This window comes from Pseudomonas sp. P7779 (genome assembly GCF_013386315.1).
Taxonomy (GTDB): Bacteria; Pseudomonadota; Gammaproteobacteria; order Pseudomonadales; family Pseudomonadaceae; genus Aquipseudomonas.
In genome coordinates this window covers 17,820-40,228 of sequence record NZ_JACARZ010000069.1, presented here as the reverse complement: position 1 = coordinate 40,228, position 22,409 = coordinate 17,820, and the positions used below count along the sequence as shown (strand labels likewise).

Sequence of the window (22,409 nt, the reverse complement as noted above, 5' to 3'; positions counted from 1 at the left end):
AAGCATGTGCGGACTTTGCGGCCTGCTGGGCGAAGACCTGCACTGGAGCGACCCTTTGGGCGATGAATTGCCGCGCCGACGCGAGCGTCTGCGCCGAATCGCGGCGATCAACCAGGTGCTGGCGGTGTTCCGGCTCAAGGTCGAAGACTTCCAGGGCGCGTCCTATCTGCTGCTGGGCGCCACCGGCAAACAGGAACTGGCCAGCGGCCTGGATCAACTGTGGCGGGCGGCAGAGACCATGCTCGGTCGACCGCTGGACCCGTTGGACCCGCGCCTGCTGGATCATCTGGAGCAACAGCCATGAGCATCGCCCTCAACGTCATCACCGGCTTCCTCGGCAGCGGCAAGACCACCTTGCTCAAGCGCCTGCTGCAAGGTGAAAGCCTCGGCGACACGGCGTTGCTGATCAATGAGTTCGGCGATGTCGGCATCGACCACCTGCTGGTGGAGGAAGTCGCGCCGGACACGGTGCTGCTGCCCAGCGGCTGCGTGTGCTGTTCGATTCGCGGCGAGTTGAAAGACGCCTTGCTCGGCCTGTTGCAGCGTCGTGAGCGGGGTGAGATTCCGGCTTTCAAGCGGGTGATCCTGGAAACCACCGGCCTGGCCGACCCGGCGCCAATCCTCGCCACCTTGAACAACGACGTGCAACTGCGCGGGCGCTTTCATATCGGCCTGGTGGTGACGCTGGTGGACGCCAGCCACGCTGCTTTGCAAGAGCGCCTGCACCCGGAATGGCTGGCGCAAGTGGCCGCTGCCGATCGCCTGCTGTTGAGCAAGACCGACCTCGTCGAAGACTGTGGCCCGTTGCGCTTGCACTTGCAGGCACTGAACGCCGGTACGCCGATCCTCAATACCTGCGATATCGACAGCGGTGAACAACTGCTGCTTGGCGAAGGCCTGCGCAGTGCCGAGCCCGCTGCAGAAGTCAGCCGCTGGAAACTCCATCAAACCACCGCCGCCAACCACGGCGCTGCACAAGTCTGTTGCCTGACCTTCGATCAGCCGCTGGATTGGGTCGGTTTCGGGGTCTGGTTATCGATGCTGTTAAGATGCCACGGCGAACGTATTCTTCGCGTCAAAGGACTGCTCAACGTGAACGCCAGTAACGCTCCCATCGTCATTCATGGCGTGCAGCATTGCCTGCATGCCCCGGTTCACCTGCCTGCCTGGCCGGGGACCGATCGGCAATCGCGCCTGGTGTTTATCCTGCGCGGGCTCGACCCGGCTCTGCTGCGGCGCTCCTTTGAAGTGTTCTCCAGAAGGTTCGCCGCATGATCACGCTTCGCGTCCTCGGCACCTCGGTGACCTTGCTCGAAACCTTGCGTGTGCGAGCGGAAAAAGAGCTGGGCATTCGCCTGGTGTACCAGGTGCATGATGTCGAGCAGGCCCAGCGCATTGCGGTGATGCAACCTGACAGCTACGACCTCTACGACCAGTGGTTTCACAACGTCGATTTCGTGTGGCCGGCGCGGGCGATCCAGCCGATCGACACCCGGCGCATTGCGCTGTGGCACGAGATCAACGACCTGCCCAAGCGCGGACGCTTGTCCGCCAACGACCGTCTGGGCAGCGGCAGTGTGCCCAGCGAGCGCCTCTTCGTGCAGCACGACGGCAGCCTCGGCAGCACCGTCACCGAACGCATCAGCATGCTGCCCCTGACCCACAACGCCGACAGTTTCGCCTACCGCCCCGAGCGCTTGCCCGAAGGGTTCAACCGCACCAACGAGAGTTGGGGCTGGTTGCTGGACCCGGCCTGGGGCGCACGCACTGCGTTGCAGAGCGACGCCGCCATCGGCGCCCTGGACGCGGCGCTGGCCGTGCAAGGCGCGGGCCTCGCGAGCTTCAAGGACATCGGCAACATGAGCATCGAAGAGATCGATGTACTGGCCGATATCCTGGTGCGTAAACAGAAGGAAGGCCACTTCGCGGCGTTCTGGTCCGATGACGAGGAAGCCGCGCAACTGATGCTCAGCCCGAGCATCGATATCCAGAGCTTGTGGTCACCGACCCTGATGCGCCTGCATCGGGCCGGGGTCAAATACCGCCTGGCGGTGCCCCGTGAAGGCTATCGCGCCTGGTTCGGCGGGTTGTCGCTGTCGCGCCATGCCAAGGGCCCGGTGCTGGATGCGGCCTATGCCTACCTCAACTGGTGGCTGTCCGGCTGGCCGGGTGCGGTGATGGCGCGCCAGGGTTATTACATCGGCAACCCGGCTCGCAGCCGTGATCACCTGAGCAGTGCCGAATGGGACTACTGGTACGCCGGGCTGCCCGCCCGGGAAGAGCTGTTGGGCAGCGATGGCTTGCCGCTGATCGATGTGGGTGACGTGCGCGACGGCGGCTCCTATGAACAGCGCATGGGGCATATCGCGGTGTGGAACTCGGTGATGGATGAGCACAACTATCTCGTGCGGCGTTGGGGGGACTTCATGCGGGCGCGAACGTCGTAACGGCAGCCTGTCGCCAAATTAATGACATATAAACTCCCGTATTTATTGGGTGCACTTCTTCTCTTGCGCAGCTAATCTGGATAATTCAAATATCCCTGTAAAAAGGATATTTATTTGACGCCGGTTCAGCTGTCGCGAGGGACGCGTATGACGAAGGGACGTTTCGGCTGGAGGGGGCAGGCGCTGCCAGAGGGCAACAGAATGAGGTGGCGCCATACGTTTCAAACCCGGATTGCCGGGGTGCTGGCGCTGCTGTTGCTGGTGGTCGTGGCGGCGGTGTATTTCGCGGTGAAGACCGCCACCAATCGCGCCGTGGAAAACCAGGCTCAGGTGCAGCTGGAAACCGGCAGCCAGGTGTTCGAACGCCTGCTCGACCTGCGTGGCCGGCGCCTGCAATACGGCTTGAACTGGCTGACGGCGGACCTGCCGTTTCGCCAGGCTGTCGCCGATGGCGAGCCCGACGCGATTCTCGCGACCCTGCGCCGGCATGGCACCGGCCTGAGTTCCAGCGAGGTATTTGTGCTGGGGCTCGACGGCCGCGTGATGGTCAGCACGTTACCGGCGCTGACGTCCGGCCAGGCCTTTCCCTATAACGATGCCTTGCGCCAGGCCCGGCGCAGCGGCCTGCAAATGTTGATCGTGGCCCTGGATGGCCGGCCTTTCCTGCTGGTGCAACAGGAAGTCGTCGACCCCGCACCGATCGCCCGTGTCGCCATGGGCTTTCCGATGGACGAAATCTTTGCCAGTGAATTGCGCTCCATGAGCAACCTGGAAGTGTCGTTCATCAGCGCGCAGCATGGTCAGCCCGGCGAATTGTTCAGTACTCAGCCCGAGGCGCTACAGGCGTCGATTGCCAGCGATCTGCAGGGCGCGTACATCACTCCGGTGGCGCAATTGAACCTGTTCCACGGCCAGCGCTATCTCAGCCAGGTGCTGCCGTTGGGCAACACGGCAGACGGTGGCGAGGTCCGGGTGCTGCTGCAAAGCCCGCTGGACCACGCCCTTGAATCCTTCGCGCCGCTGGACCGGCAATTTCTCGCGATCGCCCTGGTGGTGCTGCTGGTGTCGCTCGCGGGTGCGTTGTTTCTGGCGCGGCGGGTTTCACGCCCACTCAATGCGTTGGTGCAGGCGGCCGAACGCATCGGGGCCGGTGACTACCGCACACCGGTACAGGTGCGCAGCCACGATGAATTCGGCCTGCTGGCCCAGGCCTTCAACGCCATGCAAACCGGGATCGCGGTACGCGAGCGACAACTGGCCCACAACGCCTTGCACGACCCGCTCACCGGCCTGCCTAACCGCGCGCTGGCCATGGAGCGCCTGGGCAGCGCCATCAGCGCTGGCCGGCCGGTGGTGTTGCTGTACCTGGGGATTGAAAACTACCGGGTGATCAACGAAGGCTACGGCCCGGAAGGCGTGGAAGAAATGCTCCGCGAAGCCAGCCGCTGCCTGCTGTCGAGCCTTTCGGCCAGCGACACCGCCGCGCGCATCACCGGCAGCGAGTTTTTGCTGCTGCTGGAAAACACTGCGATCGACCGCGCGGTGGCCCTGGCTGACCGCTTGTATGGGCTGCTCACCGAACCCCAGCGCATTGGTGGCGATGAATTGCGCCACGAAGTGAGCATCGGCATCGCCGCCTACCCGGCCGACGGCCAGCAGGTTGAAGAGCTGATCAGCCGCGCCGCGATTGCCCGCCACGATGCGGCAGCGTTCCCGGGTTACTTACAGATCTACCAGCAGGACCGCGACCTCGCCCATCAACGCCAAATCAGCCTGATTCGTGACCTGCGCCGGGCGCCGACGGAGGGCGAGTTGTACCTGTGTTACCAGCCCAAGCTCGACCTGCACCATGGCCATGTGCGCCAGGCCGAAGCGCTGTTGCGCTGGCAGCACCCGACCCTGGGCCTGGTGTCGCCGGCCGAGTTCATTCCCCTGGCCGAGCGCACCGGCAGCATGGGCAGCCTGACCCAGTGGGTGATCGAAGAAGCCATTCGCCAACTGGCCGAGTGGGCGGTGCGCGGGTTGGAGGTGCAGTTGTCGGTGAACATCTCGGTGGATGACCTCGCCGATGACGGCCTGGCCCCGCGGGTGACCGAGTTGCTGGCGCACTACCGGGTATCGGCCCGGCAACTGATTTTCGAAATCACCGAAAGCGCGATCATGCACAACCCGGCCCAGGCCCTCAGCGTGCTGGAGCAACTGCGCGCTTGTGGCATCAGCCTGTCGGTGGATGACTTCGGCACCGGCTATTCATCCCTGGCGCAACTGCAACGCCTGCCGGTGCAGGAATTGAAGATCGACCAGTCGTTTGTGCGCAACCTCGACAGCACTTCCGGCGACGGCGTGATCGTGCGCTCGACCATCGAAATGAGCCACAACCTGGGGCTCAAGGTGGTGGCCGAAGGGGTGGAGTTCGAGCCCAGCCTCAAGCTGCTCAAGCTCTGGAAGTGCGACACGGCCCAGGGCTATCTGATCAGCCGGCCGTTGAATGCCATGGCGTTTGAGATGTGGATGCGCCGCGAGCGCGTGCCGGTCTAGGGCGTCGGTGGCTGCACCGACGCCGGTCTTTCAGTGTTCAACCGTTGCATCGACCAGGGTTTGCAACCGTTCCCACAAGCCTTCGACGTGGTGGCGCTCCGTCCCCAGCGCGCCAATGGACACGCGTACCATCCAGCGCTCGTCGAGCACGGCGGGGGTGACGTAGGCGCTGCCTGAATGGTTGAGCTTTTCCGCCCAGGCCCGGGTGTAGTTATCCAGCGCCTCACCATCAAGGCCTGGTGGCTCGTGGCGAATGCACAAGGTTTGCAGGGTGACGTCGGCTACCAGTTTCCAGTGTTTGCTGCCTTCAATCTGTTCTGCCAGCCAGCGGGCATTCGCCAGGTCACGCCGCAGCCGGGCCTGCAGGCCGCTGACGCCTTGCTCGCGGATCAGGAACCACAGCTTCAGCGCGCGGAACCGGCTGCCCAGGGAGATCCGCCAGTCGCGGTAGTTCCTGACCTGGCCGTCAGCCTTGGACTGTAGATAGCTGGGGTTGGTGGTCATGATGCGAATCAAGTGCTCGGGGTCGCGTACAAAGTACACCGAGCAATCAAACGCCGCCCCCAGCCATTTGTGAGGGTTGAGGACCAGCGAGTCGGCGTTCTCGATGCCGTGCCACAGCGCGCGGCATTCCGGGAGGATCATCGCGGCCCCGGCCATGGCTGAGTCGACATGCAACCACAGCCCGTGGCGTTGCGTCAGGGCGCCGATGGCTTCCAGGGGGTCGATGGCCATGGCTGCCGTTGTGCCGGTGGTCGCAATCACCACACAGGGTCTGTTCCCGGCAGCCAGGTCTTGTTCGATTGCCCGCTCCAATGCATGCGGTGACATTGCATTGTGTTCGTCGGTTGCCACGGTACGGATATTGTTCTGGCCGAACCCCGCCAGGATCGCGGCCTTGTTCACTGAACTATGGGCGTGGGCCGAGGTGTAGACGATCAAGGGGGCGCCGCTGTTTTGCAGGCCATCGTGCATCAGCGCGTAGTGGGAGCTGCGTTCGCGGGCGCTGATCAGCGCCACCAGGGTGGAGGTCGAGGCCGAGTCCTGGATCACTCCGCTCCAGTTGGCGCTCAGGCCGATCATGTCGCGCAGCCAATCGGTGGTGACTTCCTCGATTTCGGTCAGGGCCGGGCTCGATTGCCACGACAATCCCACCACGCCCAGGCCGGTACTCAAGCAATCGCCGAGGACGGAGGACAGTTCCACATTCGACGGGAAGAACCCGAAGAAACTTGGATGCTGCCAATGCAACAGACCGGGCATGATCAGTGTTTCGACGTCGCCCATGATCTGTTCGAACGGTTCGGCTGTCTCAGGCGGGCTGGCCGGCAATGCGGACCTGATTTCTCCCGGGGCCGTGGTGGGTTGCACACCGCGTTGCTCGATGTTTTGTCGATAGTCTGCAATCAGGTCGATCATGGCGTGGCCATGTCGGCGGAATTCTTCAGGTGTCATATCAGGGTGTCCGTCAGGAAGAGAAATAAAGGCGTTAGCACCAGAAGTAAAACGGCTGGCCAGTGGTATAGCCGATAAAGGACTGGATGCTGATGCGCTTGCCTGAATCGAAACCGCAAATGGCATGGGGACGGCGAGTATTGATAATCACCAGTTCGTTTTTCTGCGGCTGGATGCGCAGCGGTTTTTGCAAACGATCTTCGGGCAGTTCCGCCCCTTCGAAACGGATGACCTCGTCGTAGGTAAACGCCTCGGTATCCCAAATGACCAGTTCACCTCCGGAAGGTGGTACTTCGAGGTAAATATTCGCGCTGAATTGATGTTCCAGTTCGGCAATCGACAAGGGCAGGCAATCGACATGGGGGACTGTTTCGGAGAGGTGGGCTGTCTCCGGGAACATGGCGCGGATAATGCCGCAGAACATCGGCTGGCCCTGGAACGCCGCGGTTGTCGCGCCTTCTGGCCACACCTGCCGGATATGCTCCATCAGTAGATGGATGGGTGGTTTGCGCGGGGCACAGAGGTCATCGATCACGCAGCGCATGTGGTTGGCGTCTGCATAGTATTTCTGTTGCGAATAGCTGTCTGCGGCCTTGCCGTAGGTGGAGTTGAACGGTGTTCCCCAGCGATGGACACCATAGAAATGCTGGACAACTTTTCCGTGCTCATAGGTCTCGTGGTTATATTCCTGGAGCGTCGCCGTTTCGTTGATATGTTTATTTAGTACTTCGCTGGTTTGTTCATTCGCGTAGTCAGGTACCCGGATGGCAAGTATTTCTCCGCGAATAAGTTTTTCCAGGCTGAGTGTGTCGAGTTGCTCAAGTGCCAGGATCCCGGGCGCCTGGCTATGCGGGACTGCAGGTATTGATTCAACGCTGTTGAGGTCCGTCATGATGAAAACTCCATGTTAGTTACAGCACGTCATATAGATAACGTTTGTTTGGCTGGGGATTTACTGGCGACAGTGAGCGTCGGATGGCGCAGGGCCAAAGTTGAGGGAAAGACTTTTGGGGAGGTATAGGACTTTTCCGAGTAAACTTTTAAATACATCGGCGCTATCGGATCGCTTTATTTCACGCATAAAAAAAGGCGGCTACCCACTTAGGTAGCCGCCTTTTTCTTACTGCCGGTTTTGCTTAATCCGGCAGTTTGAACGCCATCACATAGTCACCCTGCTTGGTGCCCAGGGAGCCATGACCGCCGGCCATGACCAGCACGTACTGCTTGCCGTCCTTGCCGGTGTAGGTCATTGGTGTGGTTTGCGCGCCTGCTGGCAGGCGGCCTTCCCACAACTGCTTGCCGTTTTTCACGTCATAGGCACGCAGGTACTGGTCAAGGGTACCGCTGAGGAAGGACACGCCACCGGCGGTGGTGAAAGTCCCGCCCAGGCTTGGCACGCCCATGGTCAGTGGAATCGGAACCGGCGAGCTGTCACGCACGGTGCCGTTCTTGTGCATCCAGATGGTCTGGTGGTTGGTCAGGTCGACCGCGGCCACATAACCCCACGCCGGCGCCTGGCACGGCAGGCCCAGTGGCGACAGCATGGCTTCGAGGATCACACCGTATGGCGCGCCTTTGTTCGGCTGCACGCCTTCGGTTTCGCTGACCCGTGGGCCTTGCTTGGCAATGTCGGCGGCCGGGATCAGTTTCGATTTGAACGCCATGTAGCTTGGGTTCACGAACGCGATCTGGCGAACCGGGTCGACGGAAATGCCACCCCAGTCGAACACGCCGAAGTTACCTGGGTAAACGATCGAGCCCTGCAGCGACGGCGGGGTGAACGGACCGTCGTAGCGCATGGATTTGAAGTCAATCCGGCACAGCATCTGGTCGAACGGCGTCACGCCCCACATGTCACGCTCCTTGAGGGGCGGTGGCATGAAGTTCAGGTCGGACTTCGGTTGGGTCGGTGCGGTGTGATCGCCGGCCACTGCGCCTTGCGGTACAGGGATTTCATTGATCGGCACTACAGGCTGACCGTTCGAGCGGTCGATCACGTAGATGCTGCCTTGCTTGGTCGACGCCATCACCGCTTGCTTCACGCCGTCAGCGGTCTTGATGTCGATCAGCGAAGGCTGGCCGCCCACGTCCATGTCCCACAGGTCATGGTGAGTGAACTGGAAGGTCCACTTCACGTGGCCGCTGTCGATGTCCAGGGCAGTCAGGCCGGCGCTGTACTTCTCGGAGTCCGGAGTCCGGTCGCCGCCGTACTGGTCGGGCATCTGGTTACCCATCGGCAGGTAGAGCATGCCGAGTTTTTCGTCCACCGCGAACATCGACCACATGTTTGGCGAGTTGCGGGTGTAAGTCTTGCCCTCGGCCAACGGGGTGGTGTCGTCCGGGTTGCCGCTGTCCCAGTTCCACACCAGCTTGCCGGTGTGCACGTCGAACGCACGGATCACGCCGCTAGGCTCGTCGGTGGAGACGTTGTCGGTCACGTGACCGCCGATTACCACCAGGTTCTTGGTAACGGCCGGTGGCGAGGTGGAGTAGTAACCGCCCGGGGCGAAGGTGCCGATGTTGGCACGCAAGTCGATCTGGCCTTTGTCACCGAAGTCTTCGCACATCTTGCCGGTGTCGGCGTTCAGGGCGATCAGACGGGTGTCGGCGGTAGGGACGAAGATGCGTTTCGGGCAGGCATTCGGCGCGGCGGCCGGGCTGGCGCTGCCAGTCGGGCTCTGTTCCGAGGCATACACGGCATCATCGTGATACGACACGCCACGGCAGGTCATGTGCGCCCAACCCTTGAAGTTGGCAGCACCTTCGCTGCTGATCTTCGGGTCGAAACGCCAGATTTCCTTGCCGGTGTCCGGGTCCAGGGCAATCACCTGGCTGTGGGGCGTGCACACGTAGAGCATGCCGTTGACTTTCAGCGGGGTGTTTTCCGCGGTGGTTTCACCGGGATCGCCTGGGCCAGGGATGTCGCCCGTACGGAAGGTCCAGGCTGGAACCAGCTTGTGGGCGTTTTCCGGAGTGATCTGTGCGAGTGGCGAGTAACGATCACCGAAGGCCGAACGGCCATAGGAGTTCCAGTCACCATCAGCCTGGGCTGGCGCAGTGCTGGCCATGCCCGGTACCGCATCGCGGTCCAGCTGGCCTTTCTTGACCATGGCGCCCGGGTCGGTGAATTGGCTGGCCAATGCAGCGGCGCCGGCCAGTACGACCGCGACGCTCAGCGCGCCAGTGCCCAGCGGCGAGGCTTGGCCACGCAGCAACGGACGGCGGAACCACGGGAGCAGCATGACGATGCCGAGGGCAAACAGCAGGGCCAGGCGCGGTACCAGTTGCCACCAGTCCAGGCCGACTTCCCACAGCGCCCATACGGTGCTGGCAAACAGCACCAGTGCGTACAAGCCCAGCGCCGCACGGCGTGTTGCCAGCAGCAACAGGCCTGTGACGGTGATGCCGAGACCGGCCAGCAGGTAATACAGCGACCCGCCGAGCATGCTCAGCTTGATCCCCCCGGCCAACAAGGCCAGGCCCATTATCAGCAGCAAGATCCCCAGCAGCCTGGGCAGCAGGCGACTTGGACTTGAAGCACCATCAGTGCTCATAGTGTGGTTCTCCGTTACGTTTTGAATTGATTGCGCACAGTTCACTGTAGATGACGTTCCGGCGCAGGCTTGGTTCAGGGCTAATTCGTTTTCTTCAGAATTTACTTACAACGTCAGAATGAGCTTTGCAGCTTGATCCCGCCGATGAGCGCGTCATCCACCTGGGCCACGGCTCCGGGGTGACGGATGTATTGCAGGTTCGGGCGCACCGTCAGCCACTGGGTGACATGGATGCCGTAATAGAGCTCAGCGCTGTATTCCGTGTGTTGAATCGGCAGGTAGGATGGGTCATCGAAGTCGTATACCGCGTGGGCCTGGTTGCTTGCCTCGGCATTCTTGCGGTAGGCCGGGTTGACGTGCACCCGGGCCACGGCGAAACCGATATCGTCCTTGGCGCGGGCGTCGAACAGGCCCTTGTAGACCACGCCGGCTTGCACGTAGTTATCCACAGCGTTGGTTTTCTTGTCGTGCATCGTGCCGTTGGCGAACACGTTCAAGCCCCGAGAATGGTCGCTGGCCAGGCTGGTGACTTGCTGCTGCACCCCCAGCCACACCCCGTGCTTGCTGGAGGCGCTGCGATAGGCCTCGCCGCTGAGGGCTGCCGGCTGGTCGTTGCGGTCTTTATACACATCGCTGGCCTTGGCGCTGCTGTAGTAGTAGCCGGCGCGGTATTCGCCGGGCAGGCCGTTCAGCGTAGGCGTCCACACCAGCTCAACCGGGAGCAGGGCGCCTTGGGTGCCGCTGCCGCTGAGCTTGAAGCCGTTGCCGCGATCGAGGTTGGACGGGTTCTGTTCGTAGGCGCCGACCTGGGCGTACAACTCGGGCGTCAGGTGATATTTGACCCGCAACGCCCACTGGCTCACCGGCCAGTTGTACCAGATGCTGCCCACCCAGTTACCGACCTGCGAGCCGCAGAATGCGAGGTTCTGGAAGTCGCAGGGGAAGCTGTTGAAGTCTTCACCTTCGCCAAAGCGCCCGGCCTTGATGTCGAGCTTCTGGTCGAAGAATTTCTGCTGGTACCACATCTGCGTCAGGCGCCAGGTCTGGCCACGGCCCCAGACTTCCTGGGACGAGGTAAAACCGCCCACACGCGGATCGTTGACCCGGTCATTGGTGATGTTGTTGCCGCTGCGCTCGGTTACCGTCAACTGGAACTCGGCGTCGTGCCAGCCGAGGATCTTCTGCAGATCCAGGTGCGTGCCCAGGCCGAATTGGTCGCTGTAGCGCGCAGTGCGGTCGTGATCCGAGCCGCCGTGCAGGTTGCTGCCCATTTCGCCGGTGTAGTCGAATTTGAAGTCGTAGCCTTGTTGAGACAGCGCTGTCCGAGTGCCGCCGAAATCACCCAGCATCCACGGTGATTCAGCGTCAAAGGCAGGTGCGGCCTGGGCACAGTTGATCAGGCCGAACGGTAACAGCGCAGCGCACAGGCGCAGGTTTGGGAAAGCAGGCATAGGCAAAATGGGGTCTTAATATTTTATGGTTTTGAAACGCAAACAGCGGCCTGGCGCGTTCGCACAAGGGCGTTGAACACGGGCGGTCGATGGTTTGGTGGAATGATGAAACGTTTCAGTTTGTTGCTGACAAGGATAAAGCCCTGGCGCGGGGAGAGAAAGGGCTAAACGGAAGATGGATTCTTTCGGATTTGGTAATAGTGCGCTGGATCGTCGGATTTGGTAGCAATCTGTGCGTTGGTTTGTGTTTGAGGGCGTGGTTATCTGCGTCACCAAAACAGATGGGGGGTCGACATGGAAGGCGACGACAACGTGGGTGAGGCAAAGGCCGTAACAGCCGGGGAACTAGTCATTATTCTCGGTCAGTATCACAGTGCAATGTCCAGACTGGGCTCCGGGATCATCAGTTTGTCCGGTGCTCTGAAACACAGTGAAAATGCCGAAGTGAAAGAGGCGGCAGATGAGGCTTGGTTAAAACTGAATGAGTTTATCGATTACATGGACAGCGTCGCTGATGATTTAAACGCGTTGGCCAAGGAAAAAGGCATCCCAAATGGCGAATGATCTCAAGAATAATGTGAGTTATCTTCGACACGAGTATCGTCAAGCCTCTTCACTCGAGAGTACCCGCAAAAGTGGTGGAGGCAGCGGAGGAGGAAACGACTTGGAAAAGCGTATTGATACGATTGAAAAAGCACTTCCTGATATACGCGATCGGCTTTCGCGAGTAGAGACGAAGCTCGATGGCATAAAAGAACAGATGGTGACCAAGGCTGACCTGATCGCCACAAGGGCCGAGTTTCGTGAAGACACATCAGGGCTGCGTCTTGAGATCGCCAATTTCAGGACAGACATGCAATCAATGGAAACCCGTATCCTGAAATGGTTTGTTGGAACTGCGGGCGTTCTGTCTGCCATCGCCTTTGGCGTCGCCCGACTCGTCCACTGACGTTTTCCGTTCGAAGCCCGGCTTCCCGCCGGGCTTTTTGGTTTTTAAGCCAACTTCGCCAAACACTCTTCAAGAATATCCAGCCCTTCCTCCAGCACCGCCGCTTCAATCGTCAACGGCGCCAGCAGGCGGATGATATGCCGCGATTTGCCGCTGGGCATCAGCAACAAACCCGCCTCGCGGGCCAGTGCCAGCAGCTGGGTCAGTTGTTGTGGCGCCGGGCTGCCGTCGGCGTTGGCCAGTTCGATGCCACGCATGGCGCCCACGCCGGTCAAGCGGCCGAGGTAGGGGGAGAGCCTTTTCGAACACCATGATTCATAGCGACTGACGATCGCTTCTTCCTGCTGCGTGCCCCAACCTTGCAGGTGCTCGTCCGTCATTTCATCCAGGGTGGCCAAGGCCGCCGCGCAGGCAATCGGGTTACCGGAGTAGGTGCCGCCGAGGCCGCCTTTGGGCAGGTTGTCGAGCAATGTCTTGCGACCCACCACCGCACCCAACGGCACACCGCCGGCGATGCTTTTGCCCAGCAGGATCAGGTCCGGTTCGATGCCCAGGCGTGAGAAGGCGAAGCGCTGGCCGGTGCGGCCGAAGCCGGACTGGATTTCATCGGCAATCAACAGGATGTTTTTCTCATCGCAGAAGCGTCGCAGGGCCTGGGCAAATTCCACGTCCAGCGCCAGGAAACCACCTTCGCCCTGCACGGGTTCGATGATGAAACAGGCCACGTCGTCGACGTCGATTTCCACGCTGAACAGGCGGTCCATCGCCTTGAGTGCTTCGCCGCAGGTCACGCCGTTGTCGCGGCTGGGGTAGGGCAGGTGGAACACCGGCCCCGGCAATACGCCGACTTTTTGCTTGTAGGGCGCCACCTTGCCGTTGAGATTGAGCGTCGCCAGCGTGCGCCCGTGAAACGCACCGTCAAAGGCGATGACGGCGGTGCGGCCAGTGGCGCCGCGGACAATTTTCAGGGCGTTTTCCGCCGCTTCCGCACCACTGTTGGTGAGCATGCCACTGACCGGGTAATCCACCGGGATGAATGCGGTAAGACGGTCCATCAGTTCGATGTAGGGCGCGTGAGGCGCAGCATTGAAGGCGTAGTGGGTGAGCCTGGTGGCCTGGTCGCGGATCGCCTCCACCACACGCGGGTGGCAGTGGCCCAGGTTGAGCACGCCGATGCCGCCGACGAAATCGATGAAGCGCTTGCCGGTGGTGTCCCAGACTTCGGCGTTCCGGCCATGGCTGAGACTGATGGGGTGGACGATGGAAATCGATTGGCTGATGGTTTCGCGGCTCATGGATCCGGGACTCAAGAATAGGATGCGTCCTTTTATCTAAGCCGTGAGCCGCCTTGCCCCGCAAACGAAATAAAGTCGCCGGGTCATTATTAAAAGTCGGGATGTGCTATGGCGAGGGAGCAAGCTCCTTCGCCACATCCACCATCCAGTTCAGGAACGCCTTCACTTTCGGGATCTCCCCGGCATGCTCGGCATGGGCGATAAAGTGCGCGCCGGCACTCGGCATTCTGTAATCCCAGGGGATCATCAGGCTGGCGTTCGCCAATTCCTCGGCCACCAGATACTGCGGCACCAACGCCACGCCGTACCCCGATTGCGCGGCGCGGATGCACATGTAGAACGTGTCGAAACGCGGCCCGTGGTAGCTGTTTTGCGAGTGCAGGCCCTGTTCCAGAAACCACTCGTGCCAGGCTTCCGGGCGCGAGGTGCATTGCAGCAAGGTGTGGCGGGACGAGGCGTCGCTGCCAGCGGCAACAAACCCGGGGGCACAGACCGGCACCACGGCTTCGCGAAACAACTCGATGCAAGTTGCCCCCGGCCACGCTCCCTGGCCGAAGAAAAACGCGATATCCGCCTTGGCCTGCAACACGTCGAACGGCTCCAGTTCGTTGCGCACGTCCAGGTGGATATTGGGATGGCGCGCGGCAAAATCCTTGAGCTTGGGCACCAGCCAGCGGTCACCGAAGGTCGGCTGGGTGGCGATGCGCAGCACTTCGGTCTCGCCACCGTAGGTGAGGATGTAGCGGCTGGAAATATCCACCTGGTTGAGGATCTTGCGTACTTCCTCCAGGTACAGCGAGCCCGCCGGCGACAGGTACAAGCGCTGGCGCACTCGCTGGAACAGCGGGTGGCAGAGCATCTCTTCGAGCTGTGCCACCTGCTTGCTCACCGCGCTCTGGGTCAGGTGCAGTTCTTCGGCCGCGCGGGTGAAACTCAGGTGGCGGGCGGCGGCTTCGAAGCACTGCAGGGCGGTCATCGAAGGGGTCAAGCGTTTCGAGATCATGAGAAGTTCATTCCAAATCGGAAGGAGCCTTTGCCTAAACGTCGTTTGTGGCCAAGGTGTAAAGCCGTTGATACTGACCGGCAACACTATAAACGGCGCGGGTTTGTGGCGCCGAATAATAAAGACCGACAGGGAGCGCCTTGCATGAAGCACATGAAATCCACGTTGGCGGCATTCACCGCCGCAGCATTACTGGGACTGGCAGGGAGCGCCCACGCAGGGGCGACCCTGGATGCGATCCAGAAGAAGGGTTTTATCCAGTGTGGGGTCAGTGATGGGTTGCCGGGTTTTGGCGTGCCGGACGCCAACGGCAAGATGACCGGCATTGATGTGGACGTGTGCCACGCCGTCGCCGCAGCACTCTTTGGTGACGCGTCGAAAGTGAAGTTCAGCCAGTTGACCGCCAAGGAGCGTTTCACTGCGTTGCAATCCGGCGAGATCGACCTGATTTCCCGCAACACCACCTGGACCAGTTCCCGTGACGCGGGCATGGGCATGGTGTTCACCGGCGTGACCTACTACGACGGCATCGGGTTCCTGGTGAACACCAAGCTCGGTGTGAAGAGCGCCAAGGACCTGGACGGCGCGACCATCTGCATCCAGGCCGGCACCACCACCGAGCTGAACGTCTCGGATTACTTCCGCGCCAACGGCCTGAAGTACACGCCGATTACCTTCGACACTGCTGACGAAAGTGCCAAGGGCCTCGAAGCGGGCCGCTGCGACGTGCTTACCACCGACCAGTCGGGGCTGTACGCCCAGCGGATCAAGATGGCTCACCCGGATGAGTTCGTGGTGTTGCCGGAAGTGATTTCCAAGGAGCCATTGGGCCCGCTGGTGCGCAAGGGCGACGACGAGTGGTTCAGCATCGTCAAGTGGACGTTGTTCGCCATGCTCAATGCCGAGGAAATGGGCATCACTTCGCAGAACGTTGAAGAGCAAGCCAAGTCCAGCAAGAACCCGGACGTCGCCCGTTTGCTCGGCGCAGACGGTGACTACGGCAAGGACCTGAAACTGCGCAAGGACTGGGTCGTGCAGATCGTCAAGCAAGTGGGCAACTACAGCGAGGTGTTCGAGCGCAACATCGGCCAGGGCAGCGTGCTGAAGATCAAGCGCGGCCTTAATGCCCTGTGGAGCAACGGCGGGATCCAGTACGCGCCGCCGGTTCGCTGAGGTTTCACGAAGAAACCGTGTCCTTGCCCGCCGCCTTGGAGCGATACAACGCCTGATCGGCCCTGGCCATCAGGCAGGCGGGTGACTCATCGTTGCGTCGCTCTACCACGCCGAGGCTCAACGTCACCTTGAAGCTGCCCACGGCGGGCAAGTCCTTGAGCGCACAGCGCATCCGCTCGGCCAATTCCCGCGCGGTCTCCAACGTGCTTTTGGGCACGATGACCATGAATTCATCGCCGCCCCAGCGGGCCAGCAAGTCGCCGTGGCGAATGCAGGCCTCCAGGCATTCCACCACGCGCACCAGGGTTTCATCGCCTACGGCATGGCCGTGCTGATCGTTGATGGGCTTGAAGTCGTCAATGTCCATGGCGATCAGCGACAGCGGCAGGCGAAACCGTTGGGCGCGAGCGCACTCTTCCAGCAGGACGCGTTCAAGGCGGTAACGATTGGCCACGCGAGTCAAGGCGTCGCGTTCGGCCAGGGAGCGATTCTCGTCCAGTTGCAACTGCAGTTGTTGATTGACCCGCGACAGCTCGCGGGTGCGCTCGGCCACCAGGGCTTCAAGGGATTGATTGCGGCGCTCCAGCTGTTCGATGGACTGTTTGCGCGCCTGGATACTGCGGTGGGCGCCGACCATGCGTGCCACCGAGCCGTCGTCGTTACGTGCGATCACGTAGCCGCGGTCTTCGATCCACAGGTAGGAGCCGTCTTTCTTGCGGCAGCGGTATTCGGCTTGATAGTGAGTGGTGCGGCGGTTGATGTAGTTATCAAACAGCACCATCACTTGGGGATAGTCATCGGGATGAATCACGTTTTCCCAGGTGAATACGCTGTTTTCCAGGGAGTGATGGGCATAGCCGAGCATTTCGTACCAGCCGGGGTTGCGGTAGACGAACCCGGTGTTGGCGTTCCAGTCCCAGATCCCGTCGCTGACCAGCTCCATGATGGCATGCAGCATGTCGGCGTTAAGGTCGCAAAAGTCCTTCCTTGACGGTTCGCTGCCGGATGTATCGTCCATTGCGCACTCCCTGCGTGGACTGGCTCCTGGGGCCAGCCAAAATTGATGCCGATACTCCGTGGCTGGCGGTACTGTACAACGGCGCCTTGGCGCTTAGAAGGGGGTCTTTGGTCTAGTGGGAATGTGGCTAAAAGCCACTACTTGCTTGGGTTCAGCTTCTGATCAGGCGCCGCCATCCTGGTCCTGGGCGCCCCATTGGCATTGTGCTGATAAATCGCCTCAGGCTGCCCCTGCCGGTTAAAAAACACCTGCCCGATCCCGGCAGAATTCCAGAGCCGTTCGCCCGCTTCAGCGTGTTCCGGAATATGCGGCACTACCTGCATGAGTCGGCGACGGGTGAACCAGTTCAGCGGTGAGCGCGGTGAGTAGAGCCATCGATTGAGACGGTCGAACCATTCCAGCAAGCGCGGCGGGAATTCGTTCTTGATGCCGCTGCTGGTGATCTGCCAGATTTTTGGACCGGCATTGCGGTGGCGAATCAGCACTTCATAGACGAACGAGTAGTGCACGTCTCCCGAGAGGATCACGTAGTTGCCCGGTGTGCGGGAGTGACGAAAGATGTTGAGGATCACCTGTGCCGCGCCGCGGTGGGCCATCCAGTTTTCCGCGTCCACCAGCAGCGGGTAGCCGCACCAGCTGAAGGCCTTCTGCACGGTTTCGATCAGCTTGACGCCGAAGATCGGCGCCGGTGAAACGATGATCGCGCAAGGGTGATCCAGCAGCTCCTGTTGCAGTTCGCTCAGCGCTTCCCAGTCCAGCAGGCCGGAGGGTTGCTTGAGGTTGAACTCGCTGCGCCAGCGCCGGGTACGGGTGTCGAGCACTACCAGTGCGGGGGTGGTGGGCAGCACGTAATGCCATTGCTGGAACTTCAGCAGGTCATCCACCAGCTCATCTTGAGCGACAGGCTGCAGGTAGTTGTCGTGGGCCTGTGTGGTGAGCGCCAGGGTTTTGCCGATCACCGTATCGAACGCATCCGGGTTATTGCCCCAGCCCTGGCACAGCATGTAGGCCAGCAGTGCGTTGCCGATGATGCGCTTGGAGAACGGATGCCCGTAGGCGGTTTCTTCCCATTGGGCGCTGAGGTTCCAGTCGTCGGTGATGTCGTGATCGTCGAAGATCATCAGGCAGGAGAGGTGGGCGAACACCCTGGCCACGCCACCCAGGCCGTCACGGAACGTGTCGATCTGCACTTGCTCGTGCCCATAGCGTACGTGCCCTTCGGCGCGCAGTTGCGGCGCTTGCGGTGTGATCAGCTGCCACGGTACGGGCGACCACGCCAGCAGGTACATCGCCATGACTTCGGCAAAAGTCACCAGGTGGTTGTCGGCGCTGCTGCTGGTGAAAATAGGCTTCTTCACCCCGCCAAAAAAACGCTCGCGCAGGGTCTCGTTGCTCTTCAGGGCGGGCAACAGGTCGGCTCGATGGTAGTAGCTGGCGGCATGCTCATAAAGCGCGGCGCTGTTGTCGACGACGGCACCGTCGAGGTGTTCATCGAACAGGCCGAGGCGCGTGATCAGCGCATGAATGGCCCGCAGCATCGGCCCCGCGACATCGTCGGCGTAGACCTGGTCGCCACTCATCATCAACAAGGCCGGGCGTTCCTCCAGGGTGTTCGATGCGGCCAGCAGCCGGTCGACACACAGCAAACCGTCGGCTGCGCTGTGATGGGGCTTGCGGCAGGAACCGTGGACCAATTGGTGGATGCGGCTGTGCAGGACGAAATGCGGGCCTTGTGCGCCCGGGTAGAGCAGGTGCGGCGCCCATTCGGCGATACCGGCACGGTTTACCAGCAGGTCGTAGCTGATGCTTACGTCCTGGGGCAGGGCTTCCGCCAGCGGTACGTCGATCAGGTGGATAAAGGCCTGGCGCCCGACGGGCACCACCTTGCATTGGCTGGCGTCCAACTCGATATCGAGCGCCGCGCCTTGGGCGACTTGCAGCCTCAGGGTCAATGCCAGGGGACGACTTCCCACCAGCCACATCACCAGGCGCCGCGGTTCCAGGCGTCGCAGCAACGGGCCGGCGAGTACAGCGGGAAGTGTGTCGGGGTGAGGCATCAAGGCAACGGCTCTGGGCAAGGTTGGGCCGAAAAGGTAACGCATTGAATGTCAGCGTTTTGTTAAGGCGCGATACCCGGGCGAGCCGCAAATTACCCGGCGCCCACTGGCCCGGGCTATAAACCTTTCATCTCAAATCATGACTGCGTGGCGCAGGTCTCGCCTTCGGCAATCATCCAGCGCAGCACTTCGGCCAGGGCCACACTGTGCTGGCGCTCGACCCAGCGCACACCCTGCGGGCTGTACCGTTCGACATAGCGGCTCAGCACCAGGCGGCCCTGCTCCGACGACAGGCTCAGGCGGGTCTCCCGGCAGAGCAGGGCGCTGGTCCCGCGTTTACGAACCTGACGTTGCAGGACCAGTGAGCTTGATTCAGAAATCATCGCCGGCTCCCTGTGCACAATTATCGGCCTGAGGCGACGTCGCCCCCTGCTTGCCCTCCAGCACAAAGGCCGCGCGGTGTTCGGCCACCACGTTACGCAAGGCACTGTAGTAGTCCGGCAGCTTTTGCAGGCTGTCGGTCAGCGGCAGCAACGAGGCGCGCGTATCCACTGTGCCACCCACCAGGCTGATGGTGCCCAGGGTTTGCACGGTATCGCTGTCGCCCAGCGGCGCCACCAGGAAGTTCAGGACCTTGCCCGCCGCATCGCGGCTGTTGCCGGTGCCCAGCAACGGCAGTTCGACAATCGGCCCGTTGCCAATCCCCCACACGCCAAAGGTCTGGCCGAAGTCGGCGGTGTGGCGAGGGATGCCCAGCGGGTCCGAGACATCAATCAAGCCGACGATCCCCACGGTGGTGTTCACCGCAAAACGTCCCAGGGTGTTGATCGAGCGCCGTGGGTTGCCTTGCAGCAGGTCGTTGATGAAGACCTTGGGCTCGCTGAAGTTGCTGGCGAAGTTATGCACACCCTGCTGGAAAAACTCCGGCATGTATCGGTAGCCTCGGGCTACAGGCGCCAGGGCGTAGTCATCCACCGCGCGGTTGAAGGCGAACACGCCCCGGTTGACCGGTTCGGCGGGGTCATACACCGGGTAGGAAACCTGTGCGCAGCGTGTGGTACTCGTTACGTTGGCCGGGCTCGCGCAGCCTGTGAGGTAAGACACAGTCAGCAACAACACCGCCTGGCGAGCCAGGTGCTGGGGGTACGTCAGCGAGCGCATGGGGTCAGTCTCCGGGAAAAGGAAGCCGATGCTGGCAGCCGCAGCTTGCGCAAAGATGTCTGCTTTATTGCGCCGTTGACGCTTTATTGCACGATTGAAATATATGACGGGCCGCGTCGAATGGTTTTAGATGGCGCATCGACAAGACCAAGTGATGCCCATCGGTGAGCCATCTTTTAATCGTGGACGATGACCTCGAGGTCCTCGCCCTGCTGAAGAAATTCTTCCTGCAACATGGCTACACGGTCGAGACCGCCGCCAATGGCGCCGAGCTGTGGGCGGCCATGGAGCGTACACCTGCCGACCTGATCATCCTCGACCTGATGCTGCCGGGGGATAACGGCCTGTTGCTGTGCCAGCGCCTGCGCCAGCAATACGCAACACCGGTGATCATGCTGACCGCCATGGGCGAACTGAGTGATCGCGTGGTGGGCCTGGAAATGGGCGCAGATGATTACCTGAGCAAACCTTTCGATGCCCGTGAATTACTTGCCCGGGTGCGCGCCGTACTGCGTCGGGCGGGTGAAAACCGGCCGACGTTGGGCGACGTGTCGCGCCCGCTGATTCGTTTCGCCGGCTGGCAACTGGACCTGACGCGCCGTGAGTTGCGCTCGCCGGACCAGGTGATGATCCCGTTGTCGTCCGGGGAGTTCGACCTGCTGCTGGTGTTCGTCGAACACCCGCAGCGCGTGCTCACCCGCGAGCAATTGCTGAACCTGGCGCGGGGCCATAGCCACGACGCGTTCGACCGCAGCATCGACGTGCAGGTCAGCCGCCTGCGACGCAAGCTGGAGTTCGACACCAAGCGCCCGGCGATGATTCGTACGGTGCGCAACGGTGGTTACCAGTTCACCGTCGCGGTGACCCGCTCATGAGCCGCTTCAAACCTCGGGACACCGTGGCCCGCTGGATTGCCCTGACCATCCTGATTGCGATGCTCACTGCGCTGGCCTTCAATGCGCTGTTTGTGCAACTGGCTGGCGTTTGGGCCAGGCCGCCGTTGGGTGAAACCGGCCTGTTGGAGAAGGTCGCGGTGATCGTGCGGATGATCGAAGCGGCAGAGCCGTCCCAGCGCGCGCAACTGACTCGGGCAGTGGCCGATGACAGCTTCAATGTGAGTTGGTCGGCCACCCGCACAGGCATTGATGTGCCGGTTCTGGAAGACCCGGGGTTTCACTCCGACCAGGTGTTCAAGCAGCTGCTCAAGGGGCCGGAGCGGCGGATGGAAGCCTACGAACCGTCCGACTGGCCTGGCCCCGGCGGGCGCTATGCGCTGGTGGTGCAACTGGTGGATGAATCCTGGCTGATGTTCAGCGCGCCGTCGCGCAGCTGGGGCCTGGCGGAAGGCCCGCGAAGCCTGATCGTGCTGATGCTGGTACTGATTTCCACCGCGCTGGTCACGCTGATCGCCACCCGGCGCCTGGCCCGGCCGCTGCAGTATTTCGCCCAGGGTGTGCGACGTTTCGGCGCCGACTTTCGTGCGCCGCCTATCGAGCCGGTCGGCCCCCAGGAAATCCGCCAGGCGATTCTCGCGTTCAACGGCATGCAGGCGCAGTTGCAGCACTTCATCCAGGACCGCACCCAGATGCTCGCCGCGATTTCCCATGACCTGCGTGCGCCGCTGACCCGCCTGCGCCTGCGGGGGGAATTCATCGAAGATGCCGACCAGCAGCACCGCCTGTTCCGTGATGTCGACGAGATGCAGGCGATGATCAACACCGCGCTGGAATTCTTTCGCGACGATGCGCGCCTGGAACAGGCCACCCAACTGGACCTTGCGGAGTTGCTGCAAACGCTGATTGACGACTACCGCGATCAGTCCATCGACATCGGCTTCAATGGCCCGCCACGGCTGGTGTATTTCGGTCGTCCGCTGGGGCTCAAGCGAGTGATGACCAACCTGATGGACAATGCGATCCACTACGGGCGGGCGCCGGAAATCGAACTGCAACAGAGTCCGGGCGTGGTGACGATACGGGTACTGGACCGTGGCCCGGGCATCCCGCAGGAGCAGCATGAGCAGGTGTTCCTGCCGTTCTTTCGGCTGGAAGGCTCACGCAATAAAAGTACCGGCGGGGTCGGTTTGGGCCTTTCCACGGCACGGGCGATTGTCCTGGAACACGGTGGAACGCTGACGTTGGAGAATCGCCCGTGTGGCGGGTTGGCCGCCGTGGTGGTGTTGCCGGTTTAGGAAGGCTTAAACCCTCACGGCAAATTGCCTTTTCCCAGATCAGTCAGATTACCGCTATTCGACTGAAAAATTTGCTGGTTGGAGCTGCTACGCGAGGGCTCATCGTTTGGTTTGAGG

General features: G+C 61.5%; 19 protein-coding genes. 9 read left to right on the top strand and 10 right to left on the bottom strand.

What is annotated here, in order from left to right:
* The first annotated feature begins 4 nt into the window (after positions 1-4).
* The 4 genes from HX869_RS20130 (at position 5) to HX869_RS20115 (ending at position 4,985) form a co-directional block, all read left to right on the top strand.
* A complete protein-coding gene (locus HX869_RS20130) occupies positions 5-304 on the top strand; it encodes a hypothetical protein (protein ID WP_017476087.1) in 300 nt (99 codons plus the stop codon).
* Complete coding sequence (locus HX869_RS20125; RefSeq protein WP_178903560.1) at positions 301-1,275, top strand: GTP-binding protein; 975 nt, start codon at positions 301-303, stop codon at positions 1,273-1,275. The genes HX869_RS20130 and HX869_RS20125 overlap by 4 nt, the downstream gene beginning before the upstream one ends.
* Complete coding sequence (locus HX869_RS20120; RefSeq protein ID WP_177046389.1) at positions 1,272-2,447, top strand: PotD/PotF family extracellular solute-binding protein; 1,176 nt, start codon at positions 1,272-1,274, stop codon at positions 2,445-2,447. The genes HX869_RS20125 and HX869_RS20120 overlap by 4 nt, the downstream gene beginning before the upstream one ends.
* A gap of 201 nt (positions 2,448-2,648) precedes the next feature.
* A complete protein-coding gene (locus HX869_RS20115) occupies positions 2,649-4,985 on the top strand; it encodes a bifunctional diguanylate cyclase/phosphodiesterase (protein WP_008438502.1) in 2,337 nt (778 codons plus the stop codon).
* 30 nt (positions 4,986-5,015) lie between these two features.
* Here the strand turns inward: HX869_RS20115 and HX869_RS20110 are convergent, their stop codons facing one another.
* From HX869_RS20110 to HX869_RS20095, 4 genes are all read right to left on the bottom strand, one after another.
* Positions 5,016-6,440, bottom strand: a complete 1,425-nt coding sequence (locus tag HX869_RS20110) for a pyridoxal-dependent decarboxylase (protein WP_178903559.1) — start codon at positions 6,438-6,440, stop codon at positions 5,016-5,018.
* A gap of 34 nt (positions 6,441-6,474) precedes the next feature.
* The gene (locus tag HX869_RS20105) at positions 6,475-7,332 is read right to left on the bottom strand and encodes a 2OG-Fe(II) oxygenase (RefSeq protein WP_177081136.1); all 858 of its coding nucleotides are present in this window, start codon (positions 7,330-7,332) and stop codon (positions 6,475-6,477) included.
* 244 nt (positions 7,333-7,576) lie between these two features.
* Complete coding sequence (locus HX869_RS20100) at positions 7,577-9,994, bottom strand: glucose/quinate/shikimate family membrane-bound PQQ-dependent dehydrogenase (protein ID WP_008438499.1); 2,418 nt, start codon at positions 9,992-9,994, stop codon at positions 7,577-7,579.
* A 113-nt stretch (positions 9,995-10,107) separates the two neighbouring features.
* Complete coding sequence (locus tag HX869_RS20095) at positions 10,108-11,445, bottom strand: carbohydrate porin (protein ID WP_102605931.1); 1,338 nt, start codon at positions 11,443-11,445, stop codon at positions 10,108-10,110.
* Positions 11,446-11,739: 294 nt separating this feature from the next.
* On the opposite strand from HX869_RS20095, the gene HX869_RS20090 reads away from it, so the two are divergent.
* The gene (locus HX869_RS20090) at positions 11,740-12,009 is read left to right on the top strand and encodes a hypothetical protein (protein ID WP_102368168.1); all 270 of its coding nucleotides are present in this window, start codon (positions 11,740-11,742) and stop codon (positions 12,007-12,009) included.
* Between the two features lie 100 nt (positions 12,010-12,109).
* A complete protein-coding gene (locus tag HX869_RS20085; RefSeq protein ID WP_250884721.1) occupies positions 12,110-12,394 on the top strand; it encodes a CCDC90 family protein in 285 nt (94 codons plus the stop codon).
* 44 nt (positions 12,395-12,438) lie between these two features.
* On the opposite strand, the gene HX869_RS20080 is transcribed toward HX869_RS20085, so the two are convergent.
* Together HX869_RS20080 and HX869_RS20075 are read right to left on the bottom strand one after the other, a co-directional pair.
* Positions 12,439-13,689 carry an aspartate aminotransferase family protein gene (locus tag HX869_RS20080; RefSeq protein WP_134325788.1) on the bottom strand — a complete coding sequence of 417 codons (1,251 nt, stop codon included), beginning with the start codon at positions 13,687-13,689 and terminating at the stop codon, positions 12,439-12,441.
* A 106-nt stretch (positions 13,690-13,795) separates the two neighbouring features.
* A complete protein-coding gene (locus HX869_RS20075; protein WP_102605928.1) occupies positions 13,796-14,692 on the bottom strand; it encodes a LysR substrate-binding domain-containing protein in 897 nt (298 codons plus the stop codon).
* Between the two features lie 144 nt (positions 14,693-14,836).
* Between HX869_RS20075 and HX869_RS20070 the strand changes: the two genes are divergently transcribed.
* Positions 14,837-15,865, top strand: coding sequence for an amino acid ABC transporter substrate-binding protein (locus HX869_RS20070; protein WP_003210376.1), 1,029 nt, complete (start codon positions 14,837-14,839; stop codon positions 15,863-15,865).
* 4 nt (positions 15,866-15,869) lie between these two features.
* Here HX869_RS20070 and HX869_RS20065 read toward each other — a convergent pair whose 3' ends face one another.
* From HX869_RS20065 to HX869_RS20050, 4 genes are all read right to left on the bottom strand, one after another.
* Positions 15,870-16,883 carry a diguanylate cyclase gene (locus tag HX869_RS20065; protein ID WP_023659140.1) on the bottom strand — a complete coding sequence of 338 codons (1,014 nt, stop codon included), beginning with the start codon at positions 16,881-16,883 and terminating at the stop codon, positions 15,870-15,872.
* Positions 16,884-17,020: 137 nt separating this feature from the next.
* The gene (locus tag HX869_RS20060; protein WP_178903558.1) at positions 17,021-18,940 is read right to left on the bottom strand and encodes an alkaline phosphatase D family protein; all 1,920 of its coding nucleotides are present in this window, start codon (positions 18,938-18,940) and stop codon (positions 17,021-17,023) included.
* A gap of 137 nt (positions 18,941-19,077) precedes the next feature.
* The gene (locus HX869_RS20055) at positions 19,078-19,323 is read right to left on the bottom strand and encodes a hypothetical protein (protein ID WP_003210371.1); all 246 of its coding nucleotides are present in this window, start codon (positions 19,321-19,323) and stop codon (positions 19,078-19,080) included.
* Complete coding sequence (locus tag HX869_RS20050; RefSeq protein WP_003210369.1) at positions 19,313-20,101, bottom strand: VacJ family lipoprotein; 789 nt, start codon at positions 20,099-20,101, stop codon at positions 19,313-19,315. Before HX869_RS20050 ends, HX869_RS20055 begins: the two co-directional genes overlap by 11 nt.
* Before the next feature lie 164 nt (positions 20,102-20,265).
* Here HX869_RS20050 and HX869_RS20045 point away from each other — a divergent pair, with 164 nt between their 5' ends.
* Positions 20,266-20,976, top strand: coding sequence for a response regulator (locus HX869_RS20045; RefSeq protein WP_023659139.1), 711 nt, complete (start codon positions 20,266-20,268; stop codon positions 20,974-20,976).
* Positions 20,973-22,292 (top strand): ATP-binding protein, encoded by a 1,320-nt coding sequence (locus tag HX869_RS20040; RefSeq protein ID WP_087695155.1) that lies wholly within the window; start codon positions 20,973-20,975, stop codon positions 22,290-22,292. The genes HX869_RS20045 and HX869_RS20040 overlap by 4 nt, the downstream gene beginning before the upstream one ends.
* Positions 22,293-22,409: the final 117 nt, after the last annotated feature.